This is a genomic window from Tritonibacter sp. AK171, from assembly GCF_030127025.1.
Taxonomy (GTDB): domain Bacteria; phylum Pseudomonadota; class Alphaproteobacteria; order Rhodobacterales; family Rhodobacteraceae; genus Epibacterium; species Epibacterium mobile.
Map to the genome: position 1 here is coordinate 115,399 of NZ_CP126134.1, position 24,416 is coordinate 139,814.

A 24,416-nucleotide genomic window follows, 5' to 3' on the forward strand; every position below is an offset into this window, starting at 1 on the left:
CGCGGTCCCAAATAGGAGCCGCGCCGTTTTTTTTGTGTTGGGGTCGAGGTGTTACTCGCCGTAGGGAATCCACACGGTTTTCACTTCGGTCGCGGCCTGCAAGAAGCGTTTGGATTGGTCGCGCGACCAGTCAAAGGCGCGGCCATTGTTGACCCATGTACGCTTGAGATTTCCAGCAGATTCGGCCTCGATCATCTTCGACAGATCGGTGGAAGAGAAGCTCCAGACCGCGCCGATATCGAGATGTTTGGCCATAGTGTCGCCAAGGTCCTTGTGCGCGCCGGTGAGGATGTTCACCACACCCGCAGGGACATCTGACGTCTCAAGCACCTGATAGAGGTCGGTGGCCGCCAACGGGAAGGCCTGAGACGCCGCCAGCACCACACGGTTGCCCATCGCAATTGCAGGGGCCATCGCCGAAATCAGACCCAGAAGCGGGGCTTCATCGGCGCAGAGAACACCAATGGTGCCAACCGGTTCTTTCATGCCAAGCGCGACGCCCCGGATCGGCACGCCATGCGCCAGCCCGTCGTATTTATCGGCCCATGCAGCAGCAGAAAACAGCCGTTGCAGCGAGGCTTCGACCTCCACTGTGCCGTCGCCTTTGCCTGTCATCGCATCAATGCGGGCGGCGAATTCACCCGCACGAGCTGCGAGGTTTTCGGCCAGATAATAGAGGATCTGCGCCCGCAAGTGCCCGGTGGTCTTGGCCCAGCCTTTGGCGGCGTTTGCGGCCTCAACCGCGTTACGGACGTCCTTGCGGCTGCCAGCGCCGACGTGGCCCAGCAGGTCGCCTTTGGGGCCGTAGACGGATTTGGAATAGCCGCTGTCGGGGCGGGTTTGTTTGCCACCGGTGAACATCTTGGCGGTGCGGTCGATGCCCGCGGGTGCCGCACCTTTGTCGTCGCCTTCAAAGGCCACAACAGGGTTCAGCGTGTCCAACGCGCCTGTGGGTTTGGTGTAGGCCATCAGGCCTTCGACGCCACCTTCGCGGCCAAAGCCGCTTTCGCGTACGCCGCCAAAGGGGGCGGCGGCGTCGAACATATTGGTGCCATTGACCCAGACCACGCCCGCAACCAGTTTAGGTGCGATATCGAGGGCGAGGTTCACGTTCTCGGTCCAGAGTGTCGCGGCCAACCCGTAGCGGGTGTTGTTCGCCAGTTCGACAGCCTCAGCAGGGGTGCGGAAGGTGGTAGAGACCAGCACCGGGCCAAAGATCTCTTCCTGCATCAACGGATCAGCGGGTGAGAGGCCCTCAATAAGGGTGGGCGGGAAGAAGCAGCCCTTGGCAGGCATATTAACTGCGGTTTGATGCACAGTGCAGTTTTTCGCGGATGCGACCATGCGGGTGATTTCCGCATGTTGAACCGGATCCACCACTGCACCCACATCGATGCATTTGTCGAGCGGATCACCCAGACGCAGGGTTTTCATCCGCGCGCGCAGTTTCTGGTGGAAGCGTTCTGCGACACCTTCCTGCACCAAAAGGCGCGACCCGGCGCAGCAGACCTGACCTTGATTGAACCAGATCGCATCCACCAGCCCCTCAATGGCGCTGTCCAGATCGGCGTCGTCAAAAACGATGTAGGGGCTCTTGCCGCCCAGCTCCAGAGTCAACGCCTTGCCGGTGCCTGCAGTCGCTTCGCGGATCTTGCGCCCCACAGAAGTCGATCCGGTAAAGGCGATTTTGTCCACGTCCGCATTGACGATCATCTCGCCCACGGCACCATCGCCGGTAATGATGTTCACAACGCCCTTGGGCAAGCCCGCCTGACGGCAGATGTCGGCAAACAGCAGCGCGGTGAGCGACGTATATTCAGCCGGTTTCAGGACCACGGTGTTGCCCATCGCCAGCGCGGGCGCGACTTTCCATGCCAGCATCAGGAGCGGGAAGTTCCACGGGATGATCTGACCGCAGACGCCAAGCGCCTCCCGACCCGACATTTCCTCATCCATCAGCTGCGCGTGGCCTGCGTGATGGTAGAAATGACGTTGCACCAGCGGAATATCGATGTCGCGGCTCTCGCGGATTGGCTTGCCGTTGTCGAGTGTTTCGAGCACCGCAAAGAGGCGGCTGTGCTTTTGCAGAAGACGCGCAATGGCATAGAGATATGTCGCACGGCCAGAGCCACCCATCGCGGCCCAAGCACCTTGCGCGGCGCGGGCAGCTTTGACGGCGGCGTCTACGTCTTTTTGTGTCGCTTGCGTCAGCTCTGCCAGCACCTCGCCGGTTGCGGGGTTCTTGCTCTCGAAGGTTTGGCCCGGAGCGGTGAAGCTACCATTGATAAAGTGACCGAACTGGCTTCCCTGATCGACCAGCCAAGCGAGGGCCTCTGCGGCGCTTTCGGGGGCGGGGCCATAGTCCATGGTGTCAAAAATCTCTTTGATTGTCATCTATTGGTCCTCACGCCATCGGGTGGCGGTAGCCAGCGGAGTAAGCGCCGGTCACATGGTGTTCGAGCTGACGTTCGATATCGCCAAGCAGGCTGGATGCGCCAAAGCGGAAGAGGTCCGGTTGCAGCCAGCGGTTGCCCAGTTCCTCTTTCATCAGGCTGAGGTAGACCAGGGCATCCTTGGCCTTGGAGATGCCGCCTGCGGGCTTGTAGCCGACATGGAAACCAGTGCGTTCATAGTAGTCGCGAATGGCACGGATCATCACCAGAGAGACCGGCAGGGTGGCATTCACACCTTCCTTGCCGGTAGAGGTTTTGATGAAATCTGCGCCCGCCATCATGCAGATCATTGAGGCTCGCGCGACATTGCGCAGGGTGCCAAGTTCTCCGGTGGCGAGGATGGCCTTTACATGCGCGTCCCCACACGCCTCGCGGAAGGCTTTCATCTCATCATAGAGTGCCTGCCAGTTGCCCGAAAGAACGTGGCGGCGAGAAATCACGATGTCGATCTCCTTGGCACCAGCCCGGACGCTCTCGCGGATTTCTTCGACTCGCAGGTGGAAGGGCGAAAGACCTGCCGGAAACCCGGTAGAGACGGCTGCAACAGGGATCTGGGTGCCATGAAGCGCCCGCACGGCAGCGGGGATCATGTCGTGGTAGACGCAGACCGCACCCGTGGTGAGGCTGTCCATCCCCAGTGCTGACAGGATATCTGCGCGCACGGGTTGGCGCGCCTTGGCGCAGAGGCGGCGGACGCGGGCCTCGGTGTCGTCGCCGGAAAGCGTCGTGAGGTCGATCAGGCTGATCGCCTTTAGCAGCCACGCGGCCTGATAGTCCTTCTTGACCGAGCGACGACCGGGCAGGCTGGCACAGCGGCGCTCGATTGCGGAGGTATTTGCCTCAAGGCCCAGAGCCCAATCCAGATCGAGCGCGATGCCGGGGTTGCGGGGCAGATCGCTGTGGGTCGCACCCTGAGGGGCGGCAGATTGCGCGGCAGGCGGTGTGGCCTTGCTGGTCGGGTTGGCAGCGGAGGTGTTCGGCGGCTGCGTGCCGTCTTCTGCGGTTTGGCTGTCCATTTGTGGGAGTCCTCGAACGTTTCACACCCAAAATCGCATGCCACCCCGCTTTGATGCAAGGTTTCCCAAAGGTTTTCCCGTTCCATTTTTTACCAAGAGGACAAAAATCAAAGATATTGTGAGAATAATTCTCATTTTCATTGACGAAGTTGAGAATCGTTCTCATATTGCGGGTAAGCGAAACGAGAATCTTGCGGGCAGGGAGCACCTTTATGCTGAACCGACGTCACACTCTTCTGGGTATGGGGGCCATGGTGGCCCTTGCTGCGACACCTGTTGCAGCCTCTGACGGACCACTGACGGTGGTGGCGACCACCGGGATGATTGCCGATGCAGCCCGTCAAATCGGTGCTGCGGAGGTCGAGGTGACCGCCTTGATGGGAGCGGGCGTTGATCCGCACGCCTATCGCCAGACCCGCAGTGATATTGCTGCGATGACCCGTGCAGATCTGGTGTTGTGGCACGGTTTGTACCTTGAGGCGCAGATGGAGGATTTCTTCCACTCGCTCGCACGTAAACGCGAGGTCGTGGCAGTGGCCGAGGCAATGCCAAAGGACCTGCTGCGTGGCCATGATGATTACGCCGATAAATACGACCCGCACGTCTGGATGAGCCCGGAGCTGTGGAAACATGTGGTACGCGAAGTGGCACGCGCCCTCACCGAGGCACGCCCGGGATCTGCGGATCTGTTTGCAGCCAATTTGGAGCGGCATCTGGGGGAATTGGATCGCCTGTCCGACTACGGTCGCAAAGTTGTGGCCGGGGTGCCAGACAGCAACCGTGTGTTGGTCACCGCGCATGATGCCTTTGGCTATTTTGGCCGCGACTACGGATTTGAGGTGTTGGGCATTCAGGGCATCTCGACGCAGTCTGAGGCCGGTTTGAACCGGATTGGCGCGTTGGTCGATGTATTGGTAGAGCGCCAAATTAAGGCCGTGTTTGTCGAGACCTCAGTCGCGGATCGCTCCATGCGCGCATTGATCGAAGGGGCGGCGGCCAAAGGGCATGACGTCGTGATCGGCGGCGAGCTGTTTTCGGACGCTATGGGTCAGGATGGGACCTATGAGGCCACCTATGTCGGTATGCTCGATCACAACTTTACCACCATTGCCGGTGCGCTGGGTGCGGATGTGCCCACCGGCGGTATGGACGGCAAACTCGGGGCAGGTCACTAACATGCAACTTTCACTTGCCAGTCAGAACGGTCAGACCGCGCGAGAGGAAGGGCTGGACCAAAGCCCGCTCGCGATCCGCGGTCTTACCGTCAGCTACGGCGAAAAACCGGCGGTCTTTTCCGTTGATATGACCGTGGTGCCGGGGCAGATGACTGCAATCATCGGGCCAAACGGTGCCGGCAAATCCACACTCCTGAAAGCGGCGCTGGGCATTGTGTCGCCGGTGTCGGGCCGGGTGCAGGTGTTTGGTCGTCCGCTGGATCATCAGCGCGCGCGCATCGCCTATGTGCCGCAACGCGCCTCGGTCGATTGGGACTTCCCGACGCGGGTGATCGACGTGGTGATGATGGGGCTATACCGCGAGTTAGGGCTGTTGGGGCGCATTCGCGGCACCCATCACAAGATCGCGCGAGACTGTTTGGAACGTGTCGGTATGAGCGAGTTTGCCGAGCGACAGATTGGTCAGCTTTCTGGCGGTCAGCAACAGCGGGTGTTTCTAGCGCGCGCACTGGCGCAGGGGGCGGATCTCTACTTGCTGGATGAACCGTTTGCAGGCGTGGATGCGGCAACGGAAAAGGCCATTATTGGCGTGCTCAAGGCTCTGAGGGCTGAAGGCAAAACGGTTGTTGTGGTGCATCACGACTTGGCGACGGTGCAGGATTATTTCGACAATGTCTTCCTGATCAATACCCGCAAAGTTGCCGAGGGCGCTGTGGCGGAAGCCTTTACGCCGGAGAGTTTGCAAGCAGCCTATGGTGGCCGGCTGGCAACGGCGCAGATCGAACAGATCGCGCGGCCAGCGTGAGTGGTGAAATGCCAATCCAGAAAGAGAAAGGCGGAGCATGCTGATCGACGCACTGTTCCTGCAATTAGGGTATAACGCCACATTGGTGGCGATCGGAGCGGCGCTGTTGGGCGCAGCTTCGGGGATCACGGGCACCTTCCTGTTCCTGCGCAAGCGCGCGCTGGTATCGGATGCCGTGAGCCATGCCACCCTGCCCGGCGTCTGCGTTGCGTTCCTGGTCCTCGTGGCGCTGGGTGGGGATGGCCGCAATCTTGCAGGGTTGCTTATCGGTTCTGCGGTGTCGGCTGGCATCGGGCTTTGGTGCATGAACTGGCTGACACGCAACACGCGGCTGGCAGAAGATGCCGCGATTGGCGCGGTGCTCTCTGTGTTCTTCGGTTTTGGCGTGGTGTTGCTGACGGTCATTCAAACGCTGGGGGTCGGACGCCAGGCCGGGCTTGAGGGGTTCTTGTTGGGCTCCACCGCAGGCATGCTCTATTCAGATGCACTGGTGATTGCGGCAGGCGGTGCGGCGGTGCTGTTTCTGATCCTGCTGACGCGACGCCCCATGACGATGGTGGCTTTTGATCCCGAATATGCCGCCGCGCGCGGTCTGCCGGTCGACAAGGTCGACATGCTGATGATGGGTCTGGTGATGGCTGTGACCGTGGTGGGCCTCAAGGTGGTGGGGCTGATCCTCATCGTGGCGCTGCTGATTATCCCGCCAGTCACCGCCCGTTTCTGGACGGAGCGCGCCGATCAGGTGGTGATTCTTGCCGGTGTTCTGGGGGCGGTGGCCGCCTATCTGGGGGCGGCAATCTCGGCGTCTGCCCCGAACCTGCCGACAGGGCCGATCATTGTATTGATGAGTTTTGCGCTTTTTGCTCTGTCATTGTTGGTCGCGCCGAACCGAGGTGTGTTGGCTGCGGTCCTCCGGCATCAAAAATTCCAACGCCGGGTGCATATTCGTCAGGGTCTTCTGGCACTTGCACAAGATCAGACGATCTATGAACCCCTCACGCTGCGGCTGCTGAGTAAGCGCGGGTTGGTGCGGGCAGATGGTGTGGCCACAAAGGCAGGCCGTGCGCGAGCGGCCAAGGCGCTTCGCGATGAACATCGCTGGGACATTCTGCGCCGCGATCAGGCGCAAGAGGCAGCAGCCGCGCTCTATGATGGTCTCCGCGAGATTGAAACCGTCCTGACGCCAGATCAGATCGCCGAGATTGACCGTAAGATCAGCACGCCAAAGGAGGCCTGTTAGATGGGCAGCGAATTTGTCACCCTCTCTCTTACGCCGCTATTGATCGGGATCTTTGCGGCGGTGGCTTGCGCACTGCCGGGGAACTTTTTGCTCTTGCGTAAACAGGCGCTGATTGGCGACGCGATCAGCCATGTGGCTTTGCCGGGCATCGTCGTGGCGTTCCTTTTGACTGGCGCGATTTCCACCTGGCCGATGATGCTGGGTGCGGCAGGCGCAGCGGTGGTCGCGGTTGTGATGATCGAAGGTATCCGCCGTTTGGGCCGCATCGAGCCCGGAGCGGCGATGGGTGTTGTCTTCACCACACTCTTTGCGGCGGGTGTTTTGCTCTTGGAACAGAGCGATACTTCCTCGGTACATCTGGATGTGGAACATGCGCTTTACGGCAATCTGGAGAGCCTGATCTGGCTTGATGGCACGGGCTGGGGGTCGCTTCTGGACCCCGAGGCGCTGGCCTATCTGCCGGTGGAACTGCCTCGCATGGCAGCGACGCTGGTGGTGGTTGCTGGCTTTATCGCGCTGTTCTGGCGACCTTTGAAGATTTCAACCTTTGACGAAGGCTTCGCCCGCACGATGGGGATGCGAACGGACCTGTTGGGTCTGGCGCTGGTCATCACAGCTGCGATTGCGGCGGTGGCGGCCTTTGATGCGGTGGGGTCGATCATCGTGATCGCCATGTTCATCTGCCCACCCGCAGCGGCGCGAATGATGACCAATCGGCTGGAGGTGCAGATCGCGTGGAGCGTCGTCTTTGCCACTCTGTCGGCGATCATCGGCTATGTGTGTGCAGGGTATGGACCGATCTGGATCGGCATGGGCGATGCGGTGAGTGCTGCGGGTATGATCGCAACCGTATCTGGTCTGATCCTTGCAATTACGGCCTTGGTTGGCCCCTGTCGCGCCCGTGCCGGAGCACCGTCCGGCGTGTAGTTGCCGAACATCTGAGGCACGTTGTAGGCACTGTTCGGAGCACGTATTCCGGGTGGCAGAATCGTGCACCCTCATGCTAAATCTTGGGTCATGGCTACACTCGACCCCCAAATCAGCGAAAACCCAGTGCAACAGGCGACCGAGGCTCATCGGCCTGTCATTCGCCAGCTTGATGACAGCGCCATCAACCGCATTGCAGCGGGTGAGGTGGTTGAGCGCCCGGCCTCTGCCGTCAAGGAATTGGTGGAGAACGCCATCGACGCCGGGGCGACCCGCATCACGGTAGAGATCGCCGATGGCGGGAAGACCCTGATCCGGGTGATTGATAACGGCTGTGGCATGACGCCCGAGGACCTGCCGCTGGCGCTGTCACGCCATGCGACCTCGAAAATCGACGGCTCGGATCTTCTGAACATCCACACCTTTGGATTTCGCGGCGAGGCCCTGCCCAGTTTGGGTGCGGTCGGGCGGCTCACCATCACCAGCCGGGCCGAAGGGCACGATGCGGCTCAGATCCGCGTCGCGGGTGGGCATCTGGAGCCGGTCAAACCGGCAGCGCTGCGGCAGGGCACAATTGTGGAACTGCGCGATCTTTTCTTTGCGACGCCTGCACGGCTGAAATTCATGCGCACCGACCGAGCTGAAACACAGGCGATTTCCGACACGGTGAAGCGACTTGCGATGGCGGAGCCAGCCGTGGGCTTTACCCTGCGCGATGTCTCTGGCGGTGGTGAGGGACGTGTGACGTTTCGCGCCGACCCCATGAGCGGGGATCTCTTTGATGCGCTGCACGGGCGGCTAGCGCATGTGATTGGTCGCGAATTTGCGGAGAACGCGCTGAAGATCGACGCGACGCGCGAGGGCATCCGCCTTTATGGCTATGCCGCCCTGCCGACCTATTCGCGCGGGGCTGCGGTGACGCAGTTCCTGTTCGTGAACACGCGGCCGGTGAAGGACAAGATGCTCACAGGTGCGCTGCGGGCGGCCTATATGGATTTCCTCAGCCGCGATCGCCATCCGGCGGCAGCCCTGTTCATCGATTGCGATCCGACGCTGGTGGATGTGAACGTCCACCCGGCGAAATCCGAGGTGCGGTTTCGCGATCCGGGACTGGCGCGCGGGCTGATTGTCTCGGCGTTGCGCCATGCGCTGGCGGACGCTGGCCACCGTGCCTCCAGCACTGTGGCAGGGGCGACCTTGGGCGCGATGCGGCCCGAGCACCCCACCGCGACGGGGGCGCCGAGGGTCTATCAGATGGATCGGCCGTCCCTGGGCGCACGCAACAGTTCTTACGCGGCGCAAGCCCCCGGTCAGCCGCCCGCACCGTCCTATCCTGCGCCGCCATCGGCTGAACCTGCCGGCTTTGCCGAGATGTCCGGCGCCTACAGTGGCCGTCTGGTCGAAGACGCTGCAGTAGAGCCAGAAGCGCACCCGGTAGAGGATCTGCCTTTGGGCGCGGCGCGCGGGCAGGTGCATGAGAATTACATCATTGCCCAGACCCGTGACGGTATGGTGATCGTCGATCAACACGCCGCGCACGAACGGCTGGTCTATGAAAAACTCAAACATCAGATGGCTGAAAATGGCGTTGCGACCCAAGGCCTTTTGATCCCCGAGATTGTCGAACTCTCGGATGGCGATTGCGCGCGCCTGCTGGACGTGGCCGATGATCTGGCGAAATTCGGTCTCGGGATCGAAGCCTTTGGCGGCAGCGCCGTAGCCGTACGCGAAACCCCGGCAATTCTGGGCGAGGTCAATGCCGAGGCGATGATCCGCGACATTCTGGATGAATTGGCCGATCAGGGCGAGAGCCAGCTGGTACAGGCGCGGCTGGAGGCGATCCTGTCGCGTGTGGCTTGTCACGGCTCGATCCGCTCCGGGCGGCGGATGCGCGGCGAGGAGATGAACGCGCTTCTGCGCGAGATGGAGGCGACGCCGCATTCCGGCCAATGCAACCATGGCCGCCCCACCTATGTTGAACTCAAACTCGCTGACATCGAACGCCTGTTTGGTCGCAGCTAAAGGAACCCCGGATGGAAGGCATGGACACCGCCCTCGCGAATATGGACAGTCTTGGAATGATCCTGCTGGGGGCCGCAGTGGGGGTCGTCCTGCTATTTGCGCTCCTGATCCAGTCGATGCGCAATTCTGCCCGCGCGGCGCGTGCGATTGAACCGTTGACCCATCAAATGAGTACTCTGGGGCAGGTGGCGCAGCAGTTATCCTCCGGTCAGGAGGCGCTGCGGGGCAATCTGCAGACGGTGTCTGACACCCAAGCCAATGCGCAGTTGCAGATCCTGCAAACCATGGAAGCGCGGCTTGGTGACGTACAGCAACGGATGAACGACCGGCTGGCCGACAACGCCATGAGGCAAGCGCGGGCCATGACAGAGATGCAGGAGCGCATGACCGAGAGCCTGCACGGCAACGCCAAGCGCACCGCCACCTCGCTCACGCAGTTGCAGGAACGGCTCGCGGTGATCGACAAGGCGCAGGACAATATCACCAAACTGTCAGGCGATGTCTTGTCCTTGCAGGATATCCTGTCGAACAAGCAGACCCGTGGGGCCTTTGGAGAGATCCAGCTCAATGACATCGTGTCAAAGGCGCTTCCCAGCGACGCCTATGCGTTTCAATACACGCTCTCGAATGGCAAGCGGGCGGACTGCCTGATCCACCTGCCCAACCCGCCGGGGCCGATCGTGATCGACAGCAAGTTCCCGTTGGAACCCTATGAGGCGCTGCGCAATGCCGAGACCCAAGAGGCCCGTGCGCAGGCGGCGCGGCTCCTGAAGGGGGCGTTGCGCAAGCATATCCGCGACATTTCGGAGAAATACATCCTTGATGGGGAAACCGCCGACGGGGCGCTGATGTTTCTGCCCTCTGAGGCTGTTTATGCGGAGTTACATGCGAATTTCTCTGACGTGGTGCGCGAAGGATTTTCGCTCAAGGTCTGGATCGTGTCACCCACCACCTGCATGGCGACCCTCAACACCATGCGTGCAATCCTGAAAGATGCGCGCATGCGCGAACAGGCCGGTGCAATCCGCACAGAGCTGGGTCTGCTGCACAAGGATGTGGAGCGTCTCGGCGACCGGGTTGGCAATCTGGACCGGCATTTCAGCCAGGCGCAGAAGGATATCGCCGACATCAAGATCAGCGCCGACAAGGCCGGACGACGGGCGCAGCGGCTTGATAATTTCGACTTTGAGGAATTGAGCCCCGACAGCATGGCTCAGGTGGTGGCGCTGGAGCGCCCGGGCGAATGATACGGCTGACACGTCGCCGGATGGCACCGGATGCGGCGCTGTTGCGCGAAGCGGAACTGCGGGCGGAAAAGGTCGTCTCTATCCTGCGGATTTTTGTGGCACTGGGGTTGATGGTGGTTTTCTTCCTGGCGGTGGGAGAACCCCCGGCTGAGATTGCCGACTTTCTGCGCAAACAGTGGATCTTTGCGATCCTGTCGATGGTGTCATACCTTCTGTTGGGGGTGTTCAGCCTGTGGCTGGCCCGCAGTGGGCGGCTTCGGCGCTGGATGGTCTGGCCGGTTGTGACGCTCGATTGCCTGTTCATGCTGGTGAATGCATGGGTGGGATTGGAGAATGTCTCCATGCCCGGTGCGCTGACATTCCTGTTGCCACCTACATGGCTGGTGCCGGTGGTGCTGGCCTTTGCGGTGCTGCGGTTTAACCCATATTTGCAGGCCTATTGCGTGGCCCTGATTGTTGGGGGCTTGGGATACCTGAGCTTTGTCAGCGATGTGACCGTGTCGCCAGAGATAGCCAATCGCCTGAAGCATCTGGTGTCGGTGCCGCCCAATATTGTGCGGCTGACCATGATTCTGCTGGCGGGCGTGGTTCTGGTGGTGGCTGCGGCGGCGCTGCGGGATCTGTTGCATCGCGCGCTGATCGAGACAGAAAAGCGCCTGCTGCTGACGCGCTATTTGCCTGCGCGGCTGGCGAACCGGGTGCAGGGTGAAAACCTGGACGATATGCGTCAGGAGCAGCGGCAGGACATGGGGGTGATGTTCGTGGACATTCGCGGCTTCACCTCTTGGGCCGAAGGTCGTGATCCTGCGGAGGTGGGGGGCTTTGTGACAGAGTACCGTATCCGCGTGCAAAAAGCGGCGCGCGAGACCGGTGGTATGGTGGACAAGTTCATCGGGGACGGCGCGATGTTATTGTTTGACGGAGATGGCGCGCCCCATCGCGCGCTGGACTGCGCGCGGCGTCTCTCGGATGAAATGCATGACTGGTCTGATGCGCGTCAGCGAGAAGGACGTAGCGCCGTGCATGTGGGGATCGGGCTGCATTGGGGCGAGGTGTTTTCTGGCGTGGTCGGTGATGAGGACCGGCTGGAATACACCGCCCTTGGCGATACGGTGAACATCGCGGCGCGGCTGGAGCAGATGACCAAGACCTGTGAAATGGAGATCATCGTATCGGGCGCGGTTCTTGAGGCGGCAGGGGAGCCCGCGCGCGAGGACTGGATTGCGCTGGAACCGGCGCCCTTGCGCGGGCGCAGCCAGCCGCTTGCCCTCTTTGGACGTCAGGAGCGCATGCGTGAGCCCGGTGCGGCCTGATTTGCTGTAGATCAAGGTCACGGCCTGCGATGGGTGTCACTGTTGCAGCACCCGATAGCTTCATGGAAAGGACGCGCAGGATGGTCGAGATTGCAAGCAACAAGGCGGAACAGGTCGCGCTGCTGGCGCGTGAGATCGAGCGTGCGGAACCTGAGCTGCGCGCCTTCATTGCCGATATGAATGAGGATGAGCAGGCGGAGCTTGTGGCTCTGGTCTGGGTGGGGCGCGGTGTTTTTGAGGCGGAGGAGTTTGGTCAGGCGGTGGCCACGGCGCGCGCCGAGAAAACCACGCCAACCGAGGATTATCTCCTCGCGACCCCGAACCTTGCCTATGACATTGAGGCAGGGTTGGAGGCGCTGGGCGTTGATGTAACCGCCGCCGCCGAGGATGTCATGGGGCGGTAAATAACAAGAGAAAGCCCCGCCAGATTTCTCTGACGGGGCTCTTCTTATCTCACCGATTTCAGGAGCGGTGTGACACCACCTGAAGGTGCTGGGCCAGCGCGCCGATCCGACCCATCCAGCTGTCGACAAGCGCCGGATCACTGGGTGCGGCACTGACGCCGGGGGTGATCTTGCCGTTCATCGCGGCTTCGATGGCATAGGACACCGGATAGGACACCAGACGCGCCATGGCGCTGCCGCGCTCGTCGCCCCATGCGTCCATCACATAGGTCTTGTGCCATTTGGTCTGGCCGTCTTTTTCCGCCTTGAGGTCCACGCAGAGCACCACGCGGTCCGGCTCGCCCTCGTCATAGGCGTTCTCATCCCAGAACTGGTCGGACATTTCCTTGAGCCGGGCATCGCCTTCGGGGCCTTCAAGTGTTTCGACCTCTTTGAAGACATCCGCCCAGGCCTTGGTCCAGCCGTCCAGACGCAGCGTGCCACGCACGAAGGTTTTGACCTTCCAGTCCTTGTCGAAATGGTATTGCGCCATGAAGGGCAGGCTGTCGCGGTTGGGATAGACCTCAAAGCTCTCTGGCGTGGCCAGAGGCGCGTCATAGGTGGAGATTGCGTCCCAAGGGCGTGCGACGTCCAGGACCTCAAAATCGCGGATCGAGCGCGAGGGGGACCGCAGTGCCTTGAGCACGCCCAGAGGCGACCAGCTGAACTTGTAGCGGAAGGGATTTGGGGTTTTGGGGATGCCGCCGCAATAGGACAGAAAGCTGATCTCATTGTCGGGGTCAAAGGCCGGGGATTCCGCATATTCGGCCACCAGGGCATGTGCCATCAGGTGGTCAATACCCGGATCAAGCCCGACCTCATTGACCAGCGCGACGCCTGCGTCCTTGGCTTTCTGATCCAGCGCCCGCATCTCTGGCGAGATATAGGAGGAGGACACAAAATGCGCGCCATTGTTGATGGCGAGCTCTGCCAGTTCCACATGCCAGTCGCCGGGCAGCATCGAGACCACCACGTCAGCGGGGCTGAGGAGTTCCGACAGACGCGCGATGGAAAACTTGTGGATGTTGGTGGTGAGGTCGCCAACGGCCTCGGCGGCTTTTTCCGGTGTGCGGTTCCAGACGGCCACGTCGTGACCCGCTTCGAGCAGGCGACGCAGGCCGGGAATGGCGGAGAGGCCAGTGCCGCACCAGTGAATAGTCATAGTTGTTCTCCTTCGTCCGGGCAGGCTGGTTAGCCCGCCACATGTTCGTCAAAGACTGCCTTGGCCCGGCCCCAGACACCCGCATCCAGATCGGATAGGGTCAAGAGGCTGGCCAGCAGTTGGTCTGCATAATCCTCGGAACTCTCGGCGGGCAGCATCGAGGGCAGGTTGTCGATGGCCATCACATCCAGCACCGGGGCGTTGGCAACACGCAGCACAGGCGCGTCCCATGTGGTGGCACGGGAGTAGACCGGAACCGGATTGTAATCGCTGTCGGGATCGCAGGCCACATCGCCAATCGCGGTCAGTTTGCGGTCGGCCTGAAGCGCGTCTTGCGGCACAAACACAGGTGTGCCGGGGCGCGCGAAGATGCAGTTCAGGAACAGATCGTGGTTGAGGATCTCGGGAAACGGCCCGCCGCTGGCGGTCTCTTTCATATCCCACTTTGTGACCGTGACGCCCATCGCCTCGCAGAGGTCCGCCGCGCCAGTGCCCACGCGCCCCAAGGCTCCGATGACAATGGCTGTGGGGCGCTCAGCGCCGGATGCATCCAGTTCCTCCCCCAGATCAGAGAGCAGAGCGTCCTTGTTTTTGTAGACACCAACCGGGCCACAGACTTCATCGCGTTGTTGCGCAGCCCAAGCCTTGAGTGTGACGGCAGCCCCCGCATAGCCCGCCCAATAGCCAAAGGCGGCAACCCGGCGTCCGGTTTCGTCCACAAGATATTCCAGATCATACAGCGTCCCGCCACCCTCGCGGAAGCGCCGCAAAAGCTCCTTGCCGGAATGCTGGCCCTTGAAGGCATGGCCGAACATGATGTGGCGATGAGGCAGGGGGGTGCCGTCCTCGGGCAGTTCTTTCAGGCCAAAGATGATCGCATCGCGCGGCGCATCGGGCCAGGAGTTTTCTGCCGCAATCTCGCAGCCTGCGTCGATGTAGCCTTGCAGCGGGAGGGCGCGGCTGTGGCTGTCTTCGACGGTGACGCGAATGCCTGCGTCCAACAGGGCCTTTGCCCCCGCAGGCGTCAGCCCCACGCGATCCTCGTTCGGGCGTTGCTCGGCCCGGACCCAGAGATGTGTCATAGTCTTGTCCTTCAAAGCATATCTTTGGCGCGCACAGTTTTGACACTGTCGCGTGCTTCCATTGCCTCCATAAAGGCCTGGAGTTTTGGAAAGCCTGTAAGCTTGACCCCGTCGCCTTCCAGCCAGGTGCTGATCACGTAGAGGTAGCAATCGGCGAGGCTCAGCGAGTCACCCAGAACAAACGGGCCGCGTAGGCCATGGTTGCAGATGTGCTCGCAGGAGGCAGCCATCGTTTCGGGCACCTTGCGGGTCATGTCCTTGAACGAGGCGGGATTGGAGGCCCATCGCGCGCCGCGCAGTTTGTGGGCATGGTTCACATGCATGGTGGAGGCAAGATAGAACATCACCTCGCGCATGCGGGCTGTCAGGACCGGACCGGTGGGGCGCAGCCCCGCATCAGGCGCCAGATCGGCAATATACTCCAACAGCGCACCGGTCTCTGTGAGGATGCCGCCATCGACCACCAAAGCCGGCACGCGGCCCTTCGGGTTGATCTGATGATAGGCTTTGGTCGTTTGCTGTTTTTCGGCAAAATCGATCTTGATGGCCTCATAGGCGAGGCCAGCCTCTTCGAGCGCAATGGCGACCGCAATGGAGATGGTGTGGGGCGCGTAGTAAAGTTGCATGGCTGTCTCCTGTGCGGGGATCTCAGAGGTGGGTGCGCGCGTATTGCCGGTCCGGCTCTTCCAGATGCGGCACCGCATTAAAGAGGACCGGCGCATAGGTCCCGCCGATATTGTGCAGGCGGTGCAGCGAGGTGTTCATGATCGCCAGCGCCATGCGCGCGGTTGCGGCCGTATCGAGCCCCAGACACTGGCGCATCACCATGGAGATCAGCCCGCCTGATGTGACAACCAATGCAGGACCTTCACCTTCTGCGATCTCCGCAAGTGCGGCTTTGGTTCGGGATTCAAAATCACGCCAGCTTTCTGGCGGGGCGCTGATCCTGTCGGCCTCCCACGCGGCAAAAACCTGTGGGAGATGGGCGACAAATCCCTCGCGCTCTTGCGGGATCGGCAGGCCGTGCTGGGCCTCCATCCTCTGTGCGAGGGTGAAATATTCCATCTCGTTGAGGCGGGGGTCGCGGATCAATTGCCCCGCATCAAAGCCCATGGCGCGGGCGGTTTCTTCGTGCCGGATCAGGGTGCCGCAATAGATGCGGGCGTAGGTGTCCTTGCAGTTGCGCAGATAGTGGCCCAGCCATTGGGCCTGCTGATGACCAAGGGCGCTCAGCTTGTCGTAGCTGGCTTCGTCCCGTGCCCCGGTATTGGCCTGGCCGTGGCGGACCAGCGTTATCTCTGACATGCGCGCCCCTTCGATCCTGTTGCAGAAGTACTAGGGGAGGGGCGTCCGGGTTAAAAGGGTCAAACTGCATTGGGTGTAAGCGCGCGGTGAGCGATGCGCCGGATGCAGGCAGTTGGACCTATCGCTCTCAGGCGCGGTCGTAGCCGCGTTTCAACATCCGGTGACGATGGCGATCTGCCGCGACGGAGGCCTCGCGCAGATTTCCGAAGATGTTGATTGTTGAGCACCCCTTGCCCCCTTTGATGCCCCACTCCCGCAAGAGCGAGACCTCGTCAAAGAGGTTCATCGCCAGTTCGATCCGATAGAACCGGGCAGGGCGGGTTTCAGCGTGGCGATAGAGCAGACAGGTGGCCATAGCTCTTTTTACGCCACCCGAATCACCGCCGCAAGAGGCGGGGGCCCTCCCGCCCGTCGCCAGAGGAGAAATCTCCTCCGCTCCCGTTGGGCCCGGCGCCGCGCCTTTGGCGCGGCGTGACCGCTTGCCCGGCAGGGCAAGCGCTCGGCCCAACGCTGCCAAGGGGTTTTGCCGCAGGCAAAGCATCTGCAGGGGCGGGAGCGCCCCCGTCGCGATCAGGGTATCCGTGTCCGGTACACACGATCAGCTCCAGCTGACATCGCCCAGGAAAATATAGCCTGCGCCATATATGGTTTTGATGAGGCGCGGGTTCTTGGGATCTTCGCGCAATTTTGTGCGCAGGCGCGAGACCCGCACATCCATGGCGCGGTCGAAACTGTCACCTGCCCCTCCGCCCAGGCGCTCCATCATCTGTGCGCGCGAGATCAGTCGCTTTGGGCTTTCCAGAAACAGCCTGAGCACCTCGCCTTCGGCGTGGGAAAAGGCGGTCTCGCCCCCGTTCTCATCCTCAAGCGCGTAGCGGTCGAAATGTGCGGTCCAGCCTGAGAACTGTGCGCGATCCCCGGATGGCGTTTGTCCACCACGCGGCGTGTCGCGCAGGCGCACCCGGATGCGGGCGACGACCTCGGCGGGATCAAATGGTTTGGTGATGTAATCATCCGCTCCCAGCTCCAGCCCTGTTACCCGATCCTGCACCTGTGCCCGGCCCGAGATGATGATGACGCTGGCGCCCTGTTCCAGCGCCAGCCGATGAACCAGCGCCAGCCCGTCGGTGTCGGGCAGTGACAGATCCACCAGACAGACGTCCGGCGTCACCCGTTTGAGCGCCGCCTCGAAATCGCGCGCGCGAGAAAAGCTCTGCGTGCGATAGCCCGCATCTTCCAGTGTCTCGGTCAGCAGCTGGCGGATCTCGGGCTCATCATCGAGGATCGTCACGAGCGGGGATTGATTGGCATCACGCATGGTCGGCCTTTTGTTGCAGGAGCGCCATCAGGTGGGGGCTTTCAAAGGGTTTGGGCAACAGCGGCGCAGAGGCCAATGCCGCGCGGTACAGCGGGTCCGTGTGGGGCAGGGAGGTCATCAACACGACCGGCGGCGCGTCTGGCCCGAGCCGTGCACAGAGATCGACACCGGTGGCCTCGCCCTCAAGTTTAATGTCCGACAGGATCAGCGCGATCCCCTCCACATCGGCCAGTAGCGCTATGGCCTCGTCCACGCTGGTGGCCTCAATCACCGAATATCCAAGGTCCATCAACACTTGCCGGTAGGTCGCCCGGAGCGCGTCGCTGTCCTCCACCAACAGGGCAATGCCGCCTGCAGCCATGGGCGCTGGGCGGTGGGGCAGGCGCAAGGTGACCATGGCGCCAGACACTGTGTTGCTGATGCGAATGTCACCCCCGGCGGATTTCACCATGTCATAGACCATCGACAGCCCGAGGCCCGAGCCTTCCTGACCCTTGGTAGTGAAAAATGGATTGAGCGCGTTTTCAAGGGCTTGCGTGGAAAACCCCGGGCCGGTGTCGCTGACGGAAAACTCAATCCATGTCTGCCCGACCAAATGGGCGGCAACAGTGATTTGTCCACTGGTGCCGCAGGCGTCGCGGGCATTCAGGATCAGGTTCAAAAGCGCATCCTGCAACCGGCCCGGATCCAGAAGGAACCGCCCTTCGCCAGTATTGTCCAGCACGCTGAGGCCAATGCCCTGTGGCAGTGAGGGCGTGGCGAGGATCTTCATCTCCTCCAGCAGCGCGTGCAAATCGGTGGCTTGCGGGCGCAATCCCCGATGACTTGTCATCTCCGCCATCCGGTCCAGCAGACGCCCCCCACGTCGTGCAGCGGATAGCGTCGCCTCAACCAGCTCGCCTGCACCCTCGGGCAGGGAAATACGGGCCAGACGGGTCTGCATACCGAGGATAATGGTAAGGAGATTGGAGAAATCATGCGCCAGACCGCTGGTCATCTGTGCCGCGATTTCACGTTTGCGGGCCTGTTGCAGTGCGACACGGGTCTGGGTTTCCTCGGTCACATCCATCGACAGGATAAAGACGCCGCCCTCATTGTCGGGCGTAAAGGCCACCCGCAGGCGGCGGCTGTCGTGATCCTCTGTGAACTCAAATACCGGGCTTTCGCCCTGATAGGCGGCCTCCAGATGCGGGGCGATGCGGCCATATGCGGCTGGCCCGAGGGCGTCAGCAATATGTTCACCAAGAATATCGGAGGGGCGCCCGGGAAACACCTTGTTCAGACGTCCGTTGGTGAAGGTGTAATATCCCTCCGGGTCCACATGGGCGATATGCGCGGGCATCATTTCGGTGGTCAGCCGGGTGCGGGCTTCGGTCTGGGTGAGCTGACGCTTGGTTTCCTCCAGCGTGGTGATGGTCGCGGCCAGCTTGCGGTTGGTGGCCGAAAGCTCTTCGGTGTAGCTCATCACCTGATCCGAGAGTTCCTCGGACCGGGCGCGCAGCAATTCCTCGACCCGTTTGGTGCGGGTGATGTCAGTGTAAACGGTGACCCAGCCGCCCTGCGGTAGGGGCGCCCCCTCGATCGAAATCACATGCCCATTGGCGCGCTGGCGTTCGACATAATGGGGCACGAAGGCGCGGGCCTGATCGACACGCAGTTGCACGAAGGACTCAATGTCATCAATAGGGCCGTAATCGCCCTGCTCCGCAATGAAGCGGATGGTGTCCCTGAAGGTGGCACCGACTTTGACCAATTCGGGGGGCAGAGAGAACATTTCCTGAAAGCGATGGTTGCAGGCGGCGAGGCGCAAATCACTGTCATAGATCGACATCGCCTGCGCAATCAGGTTGAGTCCGGCGTCAATCATCGCCATTCGCTGTGCGGTGGTTTGTTTCATTTAAGCTCCCCACGTATGGGCTAGCAGCTTGCGCAGCATTGGCAAAGTGGCTTCTTGCGCCGGTCGGCTCGGCCCCAGCGTCGCATTTTCGCGACCTTGTTACAATTCGATAGGTTTCAGAAATCATCGCGAAAAACTTGCTTTGTTACAAAGGAGCAGTCCTAATGCGGACATAAGGATCGCACGCCGCACCTGTGGAAGAAGCGATCAATCCGGTCGGGGAGGACCGGATATGGGAGGAGTAAATACGTGTCTCAGACCGCTGCGCAGACATCGTCTGGCGCCGGGCAGCTTATGTCTGTTCCGGCTCTGCTGGAGAGAAACGCAACTGTCCATGCCAACCGCCCGGCCTACCGGGAAAAGGAGTTTGGCATCTGGCAAAGCTGGACCTGGAAGCAAACCGCCGAGGAAATCGAGGCGCTTGCACTGGGTCTGTTGAACCTCGGCGTGGCTGAGGGAGATTTTATCGCCATTATCGGTCGCAACCGGCCTTCGCTCTATTGGTCGATGGTTGCGGCGCAAAGTGTTGGCGCGGTGCCGGTGCCTGTCTATCAGGACTCCAGCGCCGAAGAGATGGCCTATGTGCTGGATCACTGCGGTGCGGCCTATGTGATCGCCGGCGATCAGGAGCAGGTCGACAAGGTTATCGAGGTCAAGGACCAGCTGACCAACCTCAAACATATGATCTACGTGGACCCGAAGGGCCTGCGCAAATACGACCATCACCAGTTGCATCAATATAGCCACGTGCAGGAACAGGGACGTGCCGCGCGCGATGAGTTCAGCGATGATCTGGCGGCGCGCAAGGCCAAGCTCACTTATGACTCCATCTGCGTGATGCTCTATACGTCGGGCACCACCGGGCGGCCCAAGGGCGTGGTGCTCTCCAATCGCAATGTTGTCGAGAGCGCCAAGAACGTGAGCATGTTCGACAAGCTCACCGAGAAAGAAGACATCCTGTCCTACCTGCCGATGGCATGGGTGGGGGATTTCATCTTTTCGCTGGGGCAGTCCTACTGGTGTGGGTTCTGCGTCAATTGTCCCGAGAGCGAAGACACCATGATGACCGATCTGCGCGAGATCGGTCCCACCTATTTCTTTGCGCCGCCGCGGGTGTTTGAGGGTCAGCTCACCAATGTGATGATCCGCATGGAAGACGCGGGCAAGCTGAAGCAGAAGATGTTTCATCACTTCCTGGCTCATGCCAAAAAAGTGGGCGGTCTGATCCTAGATGGCAAACCCGTCGGCATGATGGACCGGCTGAAGTATCGCCTTGGCGATCTCTTGGTCTACGGGCCGTTGAAGGACACGCTTGGCTATGGCCGTATCCGTGTCGGCTATACGGCGGGGGAGGCGATCGGGCCGGAGATTTTTGATTTCTACCGCTCGCTGGGGATCAACCTCAAACAGCTTTATGGTCAGACGGAGGCCACGGTGTTCATTACCGTGCAGCCCGATGGCGAAGTGCGCGCCGATACCGTGGGCGTGCCTGCGCCGGATGTGGAGATCAAGATCGACGACAAAGGCGAGATCCACTACCGCTCGCCGGGTACCTTTGTCGAATACTACAAGAACGCGGAATCCACCGCCTCGACCAAGGATGCCGAGGGATGGGTCGCCACGGGCGATGCGGGCTTTATCGAGGAAAGCTCCGGCCATCTGCGGATCATCGACCGGGCCAAAGATGTTGGCAAAATGGCCAGCGGCGCGATGTTTGCGCCGAAATACGTCGAGAACAAGCTGAAGTTCTATCCGGATATTCTGGAGGCGGTGCTGTTTGGCAATGGCCGCGACCGCTGTGTGGCCTTCATCAACATTGATCTTACGGCGGTAGGCAACTGGGCGGAGCGCAACAATATCGCCTATGCCTCCTATCAGGAGCTGGCCGGTCATCCGCGCGTGCTGGAGACGATCCGGAACCATGTGGAGGCGGTGAATGCCTCGGTGGCGCAGGATGAGATGCTGTCGGGCTGTCAGGTGCATCGCTTTGTGGTGCTGCACAAGGAACTCGACGCCGATGATGGTGAAATGACGCGGACCCGCAAGGTGCGCCGTCGCATCGTCGAGGAGAAATTCGCCGACATTATTGCCGCGCTTTATGATGGCTCCGAGCAGATCTCGACCCGGACCGAGGTCACCTATGAAGACGGTCGCAAAGGCGCGATCAGTGCGACGCTGACCTGTGTGGATGCGAAGGTGCAATCCCCCATGGCGCAGCAGGTGGCAGCGGAATGACGGCTTTGACGACGCTCGTGCAGGCAAGCTGCACATCGCCCCGCCCGCCGTCCCGTCTGGCGCGAAATTCCAAAGGAGTGGCCCATGCTTGATGCGGCTGAGAGCTATGTGACCGAGGATGGCCGCACCATTGGCGGCGTGGTCATGGAGATGAAGAACATCACCCTGCGCTTTGGCGGTGTGGTGGCGATCAAGGATATCTCTTTTGACATCCGCGAAGGGGAAATCCGCGCGATTATCGGCCCAAACGGTGCTGGGAAATCCTCGATGCTGAACGTGATTTCGGGTTTTTACGTGCCGCAAGAGGGTGAGGTCTGGTTTCATGGGGCCAAACGCCCCCCGATGAAACCCTATGAGGTAGCCCGGCAGGGGATTGCGCGCACGTTCCAGAATATCGCGCTGTTTGATGGTATGAGCGTGCTAGACAACGTGATGACCGGCCGGTTGAACTACATGAAGGCGGGCATGTTCCAGCAGGCCTTCTGGAAGGGCCGTGCCGAGAAAGAAGAGGTCGAGAACCGCGAAGTCGTGGAAAAGATCATCGATTTTCTTGAAATTCAGGCGATCCGCAAAACGCCCGTCGCGCGTCTCCCCTACGGTCTGAAGAAACGCGTCGAGCTCGCCCGCGCCCTGGCGGCAGAGCCGAAGCTGTTGCTGCTGGATGAGCCGATGGCTGGCATGAATGTCGAGGAAAAAGAGGACATGTCCCGCTTTATTCTCGATGTGAACGACGAGTTTGGCACCACCATTGCCCTGATTGAGCACGATATGGGCGTGGTCATGGACCTGTCTGATCGGGTGGTGGTGATGGATTACGGCAAGAAGATTGGCGATGGCACACCGGATGAGGTGCGCAACAATCAGGACGTCATCGACGCCTATCTGGGGGTGTCCCATGACTGATTTCGCCTGCGCAACAGCAATGAACAAGGAGGCGTACCATGCCTGATCAACTGATCTTTGCCATGGAGGTGACGCTGAACGGGCTGATGGCCGGGGTGCTCTATGCGCTGGTCGCGCTGGGCTTCGTCCTGATCTACAAGGCCTCTGGCATCTTCAACTACGCCCAAGGCGTGATGGCGCTGTTTGCGGCCATGACGCTGGTGGGGATCATGCAGGGGCAGGTGCCGTTTTCGCATGTGATCAACGCGGTCTTTGGCGGCCATATCACCCATTTTGGCTGGACGGTTCCCTCATTCGTGGCAATCCTGATGACGGTCGCGGTGATGGTTCTGTTGGCATGGCTGGTGCAGGTCCTCGTGATGAAACACCTCGTGGGGCAAGAGCCGATCATCCTCTTTATGGCCACCATCGGGCTTGCCTATTTCCTAGAAGGTGTGGCGGATCTGATGTGGGGGTCCGAGATCAAGACGCTTGATGTGGGCCTGCCACAAGGGATCAACCTCTGGATTGACGAGACAACCTTTGGGATCTTCGGCTACGGTTTCTTTATCGACAATCTCGATATCGTGGCGACGGTCATTGCAGCGCTTCTTGTCACGGGCCTCGTGTTGTTCAGCCAATACACCAAGCAAGGCCGGGCCATGCGTGCGGTGGCGGATGATCACCAGGCGGCGCTGTCGGTGGGGATTTCGCTGAACTTCATCTGGGTGCTGGTCTGGTCGGTTGCGGGATTTGTCGCGCTGGTTGCCGGCATCATGTGGGGCACAAAATCGGGCGTGCAGTTCTCGCTGTCGCTGATCGCGCTCAAAGCCCTGCCAGTGCTGATGCTGGGTGGTTTCACCTCGATCCCCGGGGCGATTGTGGGCGGGCTGATCATCGGTGTGGGCGAGAAACTCTTTGAGTTCCTCATCGGCCCGATGGTGGGCGGTGCCACCGAGAACTGGTTTGCCTATGTGCTGGCGCTGATTTTCCTCGTGTTCCGCCCACAGGGCCTCTTTGGCGAGAAGATCATTGAACGGGTTTGAGGCGCATATCCTCCCCCCCTCCGGCGGTGTGCAGACTCAGTTCTGCATCCGCTGGAAGGCGGCGATGACCACGGCGGCGAAGACCGTGACCGCGAGCGTCAATGCAATGGTGATATCCCCGATGAGCCGTCCGATGAGGAAGGTCATCAAGCCTGCGGCGCAGAGCCCCACAAGAATGAGCCCCCAGAAGAACGACATGTCGTGGCTCTCGGCAGGATCCGGCTGCGGAGCCACCATCGGTGCAGCGCGGCGCGCGGAGGACGTGGCGGCCGGGCGTGGCCTTGGACGCGCCGCTTTCGCGGCAGCAGCGCCACGCGCATGCGGTCCGGCGGGTTCTACCTCGGCATCTTCGACCATCGACAAAAGCTTTGACCGGGCATCGGCATATTGCGCATCGGTCAGGTCACCTCGTTTCCGTGCAGCATCCAGCTGCCGGAGTCTCTCCAGCATTACGGTCATATCACCCACTCACTTTTCCCACGCGCAACGTGCTGGTGAGATTGGGGCAAAATGTGGCGAAACGCGGAAACCTGACGAAATGGTTAACGGAGAGGCCCTGTCATGAGCAAGCTGATCGCTGTGCTGAACGTCATTGCGTGGTCCGGGTTTTGGGCCTTTGGCTACCTTGCGCTGACGGGCGAGGGGTACTCCACCGGGCAGATCACCGTCGCGACTCTGCTGGCGGCACTGGGTCTGTTTGGTGGGCTCTTCGCCTATCTGAAACTTGTGCGGATCTCAGAACGCAAAGGCTACGCGAAACCCTCCAACCGCATGACCCGCGGTCAGCGGGATGAGGCACAGTCCAACTGGGGAGAGGTCTGATGCAGAACGATAAATTCAAAGAAGGG

General features: G+C 60.9%; 22 protein-coding genes. 12 read left to right on the forward strand and 10 right to left on the reverse strand.

Going from position 1 to position 24,416, the window contains the following annotated elements; genetic code table 11:
• Positions 1 to 51: 51 nt before the first annotated feature.
• The gene (locus tag QNI81_RS00535; protein WP_283967037.1) at positions 52 to 2,394 is read right to left on the reverse strand and encodes an aldehyde dehydrogenase family protein; all 2,343 of its coding nucleotides are present in this window, start codon (positions 2,392 to 2,394) and stop codon (positions 52 to 54) included.
• 10 nt (positions 2,395 to 2,404) lie between these two features.
• Positions 2,405 to 3,469 (reverse strand): deoxyribose-phosphate aldolase, encoded by a 1,065-nt coding sequence (deoC, locus tag QNI81_RS00540; RefSeq protein WP_252726411.1) that lies wholly within the window; start codon positions 3,467 to 3,469, stop codon positions 2,405 to 2,407.
• Positions 3,470 to 3,681: 212 nt separating this feature from the next.
• Between deoC and QNI81_RS00545 the strand changes: the two genes are divergently transcribed.
• The 8 genes from QNI81_RS00545 to QNI81_RS00580 all read left to right on the forward strand — a co-directional run bounded on the left by QNI81_RS00545 (position 3,682) and on the right by QNI81_RS00580 (position 12,602).
• Positions 3,682 to 4,644, forward strand: coding sequence for a metal ABC transporter solute-binding protein, Zn/Mn family (locus tag QNI81_RS00545; protein WP_110365181.1), 963 nt, complete (start codon positions 3,682 to 3,684; stop codon positions 4,642 to 4,644).
• Between the two features lies 1 nt (position 4,645).
• A complete protein-coding gene (locus QNI81_RS00550; RefSeq protein ID WP_065330098.1) occupies positions 4,646 to 5,449 on the forward strand; it encodes a metal ABC transporter ATP-binding protein in 804 nt (267 codons plus the stop codon).
• Positions 5,450 to 5,486: 37 nt separating this feature from the next.
• Positions 5,487 to 6,689 (forward strand): metal ABC transporter permease, encoded by a 1,203-nt coding sequence (locus QNI81_RS00555; RefSeq protein WP_005649054.1) that lies wholly within the window; start codon positions 5,487 to 5,489, stop codon positions 6,687 to 6,689.
• Positions 6,690 to 7,616: a metal ABC transporter permease gene (locus QNI81_RS00560; RefSeq protein WP_065321527.1), complete on the forward strand. Its 927-nt coding sequence runs from the start codon at positions 6,690 to 6,692 to the stop codon at positions 7,614 to 7,616.
• A gap of 90 nt (positions 7,617 to 7,706) precedes the next feature.
• The gene (gene mutL, locus QNI81_RS00565) at positions 7,707 to 9,638 is read left to right on the forward strand and encodes a DNA mismatch repair endonuclease MutL (RefSeq protein ID WP_283967038.1); all 1,932 of its coding nucleotides are present in this window, start codon (positions 7,707 to 7,709) and stop codon (positions 9,636 to 9,638) included.
• Positions 9,639 to 9,649: 11 nt separating this feature from the next.
• Positions 9,650 to 10,885 carry a DNA recombination protein RmuC gene (locus tag QNI81_RS00570; protein ID WP_283967039.1) on the forward strand — a complete coding sequence of 412 codons (1,236 nt, stop codon included), beginning with the start codon at positions 9,650 to 9,652 and terminating at the stop codon, positions 10,883 to 10,885.
• A complete protein-coding gene (locus tag QNI81_RS00575) occupies positions 10,882 to 12,198 on the forward strand; it encodes an adenylate/guanylate cyclase domain-containing protein (protein WP_283967040.1) in 1,317 nt (438 codons plus the stop codon). Before QNI81_RS00570 ends, QNI81_RS00575 begins: the two co-directional genes overlap by 4 nt.
• Before the next feature lie 80 nt (positions 12,199 to 12,278).
• The gene (locus QNI81_RS00580; RefSeq protein WP_283967041.1) at positions 12,279 to 12,602 is read left to right on the forward strand and encodes a DUF3775 domain-containing protein; all 324 of its coding nucleotides are present in this window, start codon (positions 12,279 to 12,281) and stop codon (positions 12,600 to 12,602) included.
• 58 nt (positions 12,603 to 12,660) lie between these two features.
• Here the strand turns inward: QNI81_RS00580 and QNI81_RS00585 are convergent, their stop codons facing one another.
• The 7 genes from QNI81_RS00585 to QNI81_RS00615 all read right to left on the reverse strand — a co-directional run bounded on the left by QNI81_RS00585 (position 12,661) and on the right by QNI81_RS00615 (position 19,405).
• On the reverse strand, positions 12,661 to 13,803 hold the full coding sequence (locus QNI81_RS00585; RefSeq protein ID WP_110365188.1) for a saccharopine dehydrogenase family protein: 1,143 nt from the start codon (positions 13,801 to 13,803) through the stop codon (positions 12,661 to 12,663).
• A 29-nt stretch (positions 13,804 to 13,832) separates the two neighbouring features.
• On the reverse strand, positions 13,833 to 14,885 hold the full coding sequence (locus QNI81_RS00590) for a saccharopine dehydrogenase (RefSeq protein WP_283967042.1): 1,053 nt from the start codon (positions 14,883 to 14,885) through the stop codon (positions 13,833 to 13,835).
• An 11-nt stretch (positions 14,886 to 14,896) separates the two neighbouring features.
• Positions 14,897 to 15,511: a glutathione S-transferase family protein gene (locus QNI81_RS00595; RefSeq protein ID WP_283967043.1), complete on the reverse strand. Its 615-nt coding sequence runs from the start codon at positions 15,509 to 15,511 to the stop codon at positions 14,897 to 14,899.
• A 22-nt stretch (positions 15,512 to 15,533) separates the two neighbouring features.
• A complete protein-coding gene (locus tag QNI81_RS00600) occupies positions 15,534 to 16,190 on the reverse strand; it encodes a histidine phosphatase family protein (protein WP_283967044.1) in 657 nt (218 codons plus the stop codon).
• Positions 16,191 to 16,317: 127 nt separating this feature from the next.
• The gene (locus QNI81_RS00605; protein ID WP_239324435.1) at positions 16,318 to 16,545 is read right to left on the reverse strand and encodes a WGR domain-containing protein; all 228 of its coding nucleotides are present in this window, start codon (positions 16,543 to 16,545) and stop codon (positions 16,318 to 16,320) included.
• A 243-nt stretch (positions 16,546 to 16,788) separates the two neighbouring features.
• Positions 16,789 to 17,508 carry a response regulator transcription factor gene (locus QNI81_RS00610; RefSeq protein ID WP_046002200.1) on the reverse strand — a complete coding sequence of 240 codons (720 nt, stop codon included), beginning with the start codon at positions 17,506 to 17,508 and terminating at the stop codon, positions 16,789 to 16,791.
• Positions 17,501 to 19,405: a hybrid sensor histidine kinase/response regulator gene (locus tag QNI81_RS00615; RefSeq protein WP_283967045.1), complete on the reverse strand. Its 1,905-nt coding sequence runs from the start codon at positions 19,403 to 19,405 to the stop codon at positions 17,501 to 17,503. The genes QNI81_RS00610 and QNI81_RS00615 overlap by 8 nt, the downstream gene beginning before the upstream one ends.
• Positions 19,406 to 19,699: 294 nt before the next feature.
• Here QNI81_RS00615 and QNI81_RS00620 point away from each other — a divergent pair, with 294 nt between their 5' ends.
• The 3 genes from QNI81_RS00620 (at position 19,700) to QNI81_RS00630 (ending at position 23,568) form a co-directional block, all read left to right on the forward strand.
• A complete protein-coding gene (locus tag QNI81_RS00620; protein WP_168611553.1) occupies positions 19,700 to 21,640 on the forward strand; it encodes an AMP-binding protein in 1,941 nt (646 codons plus the stop codon).
• An 84-nt stretch (positions 21,641 to 21,724) separates the two neighbouring features.
• A complete protein-coding gene (locus QNI81_RS00625; RefSeq protein ID WP_005659446.1) occupies positions 21,725 to 22,543 on the forward strand; it encodes an ABC transporter ATP-binding protein in 819 nt (272 codons plus the stop codon).
• A 38-nt stretch (positions 22,544 to 22,581) separates the two neighbouring features.
• Positions 22,582 to 23,568 carry a branched-chain amino acid ABC transporter permease gene (locus tag QNI81_RS00630; protein WP_009178274.1) on the forward strand — a complete coding sequence of 329 codons (987 nt, stop codon included), beginning with the start codon at positions 22,582 to 22,584 and terminating at the stop codon, positions 23,566 to 23,568.
• 36 nt (positions 23,569 to 23,604) lie between these two features.
• On the opposite strand, the gene QNI81_RS00635 is transcribed toward QNI81_RS00630, so the two are convergent.
• Positions 23,605 to 24,027: an SHOCT domain-containing protein gene (locus tag QNI81_RS00635; RefSeq protein WP_283967046.1), complete on the reverse strand. Its 423-nt coding sequence runs from the start codon at positions 24,025 to 24,027 to the stop codon at positions 23,605 to 23,607.
• Between the two features lie 102 nt (positions 24,028 to 24,129).
• Between QNI81_RS00635 and QNI81_RS00640 the strand changes: the two genes are divergently transcribed.
• Positions 24,130 to 24,390: a hypothetical protein gene (locus QNI81_RS00640; RefSeq protein ID WP_005625525.1), complete on the forward strand. Its 261-nt coding sequence runs from the start codon at positions 24,130 to 24,132 to the stop codon at positions 24,388 to 24,390.
• The last annotated feature ends 26 nt before the right edge of the window (positions 24,391 to 24,416 follow it).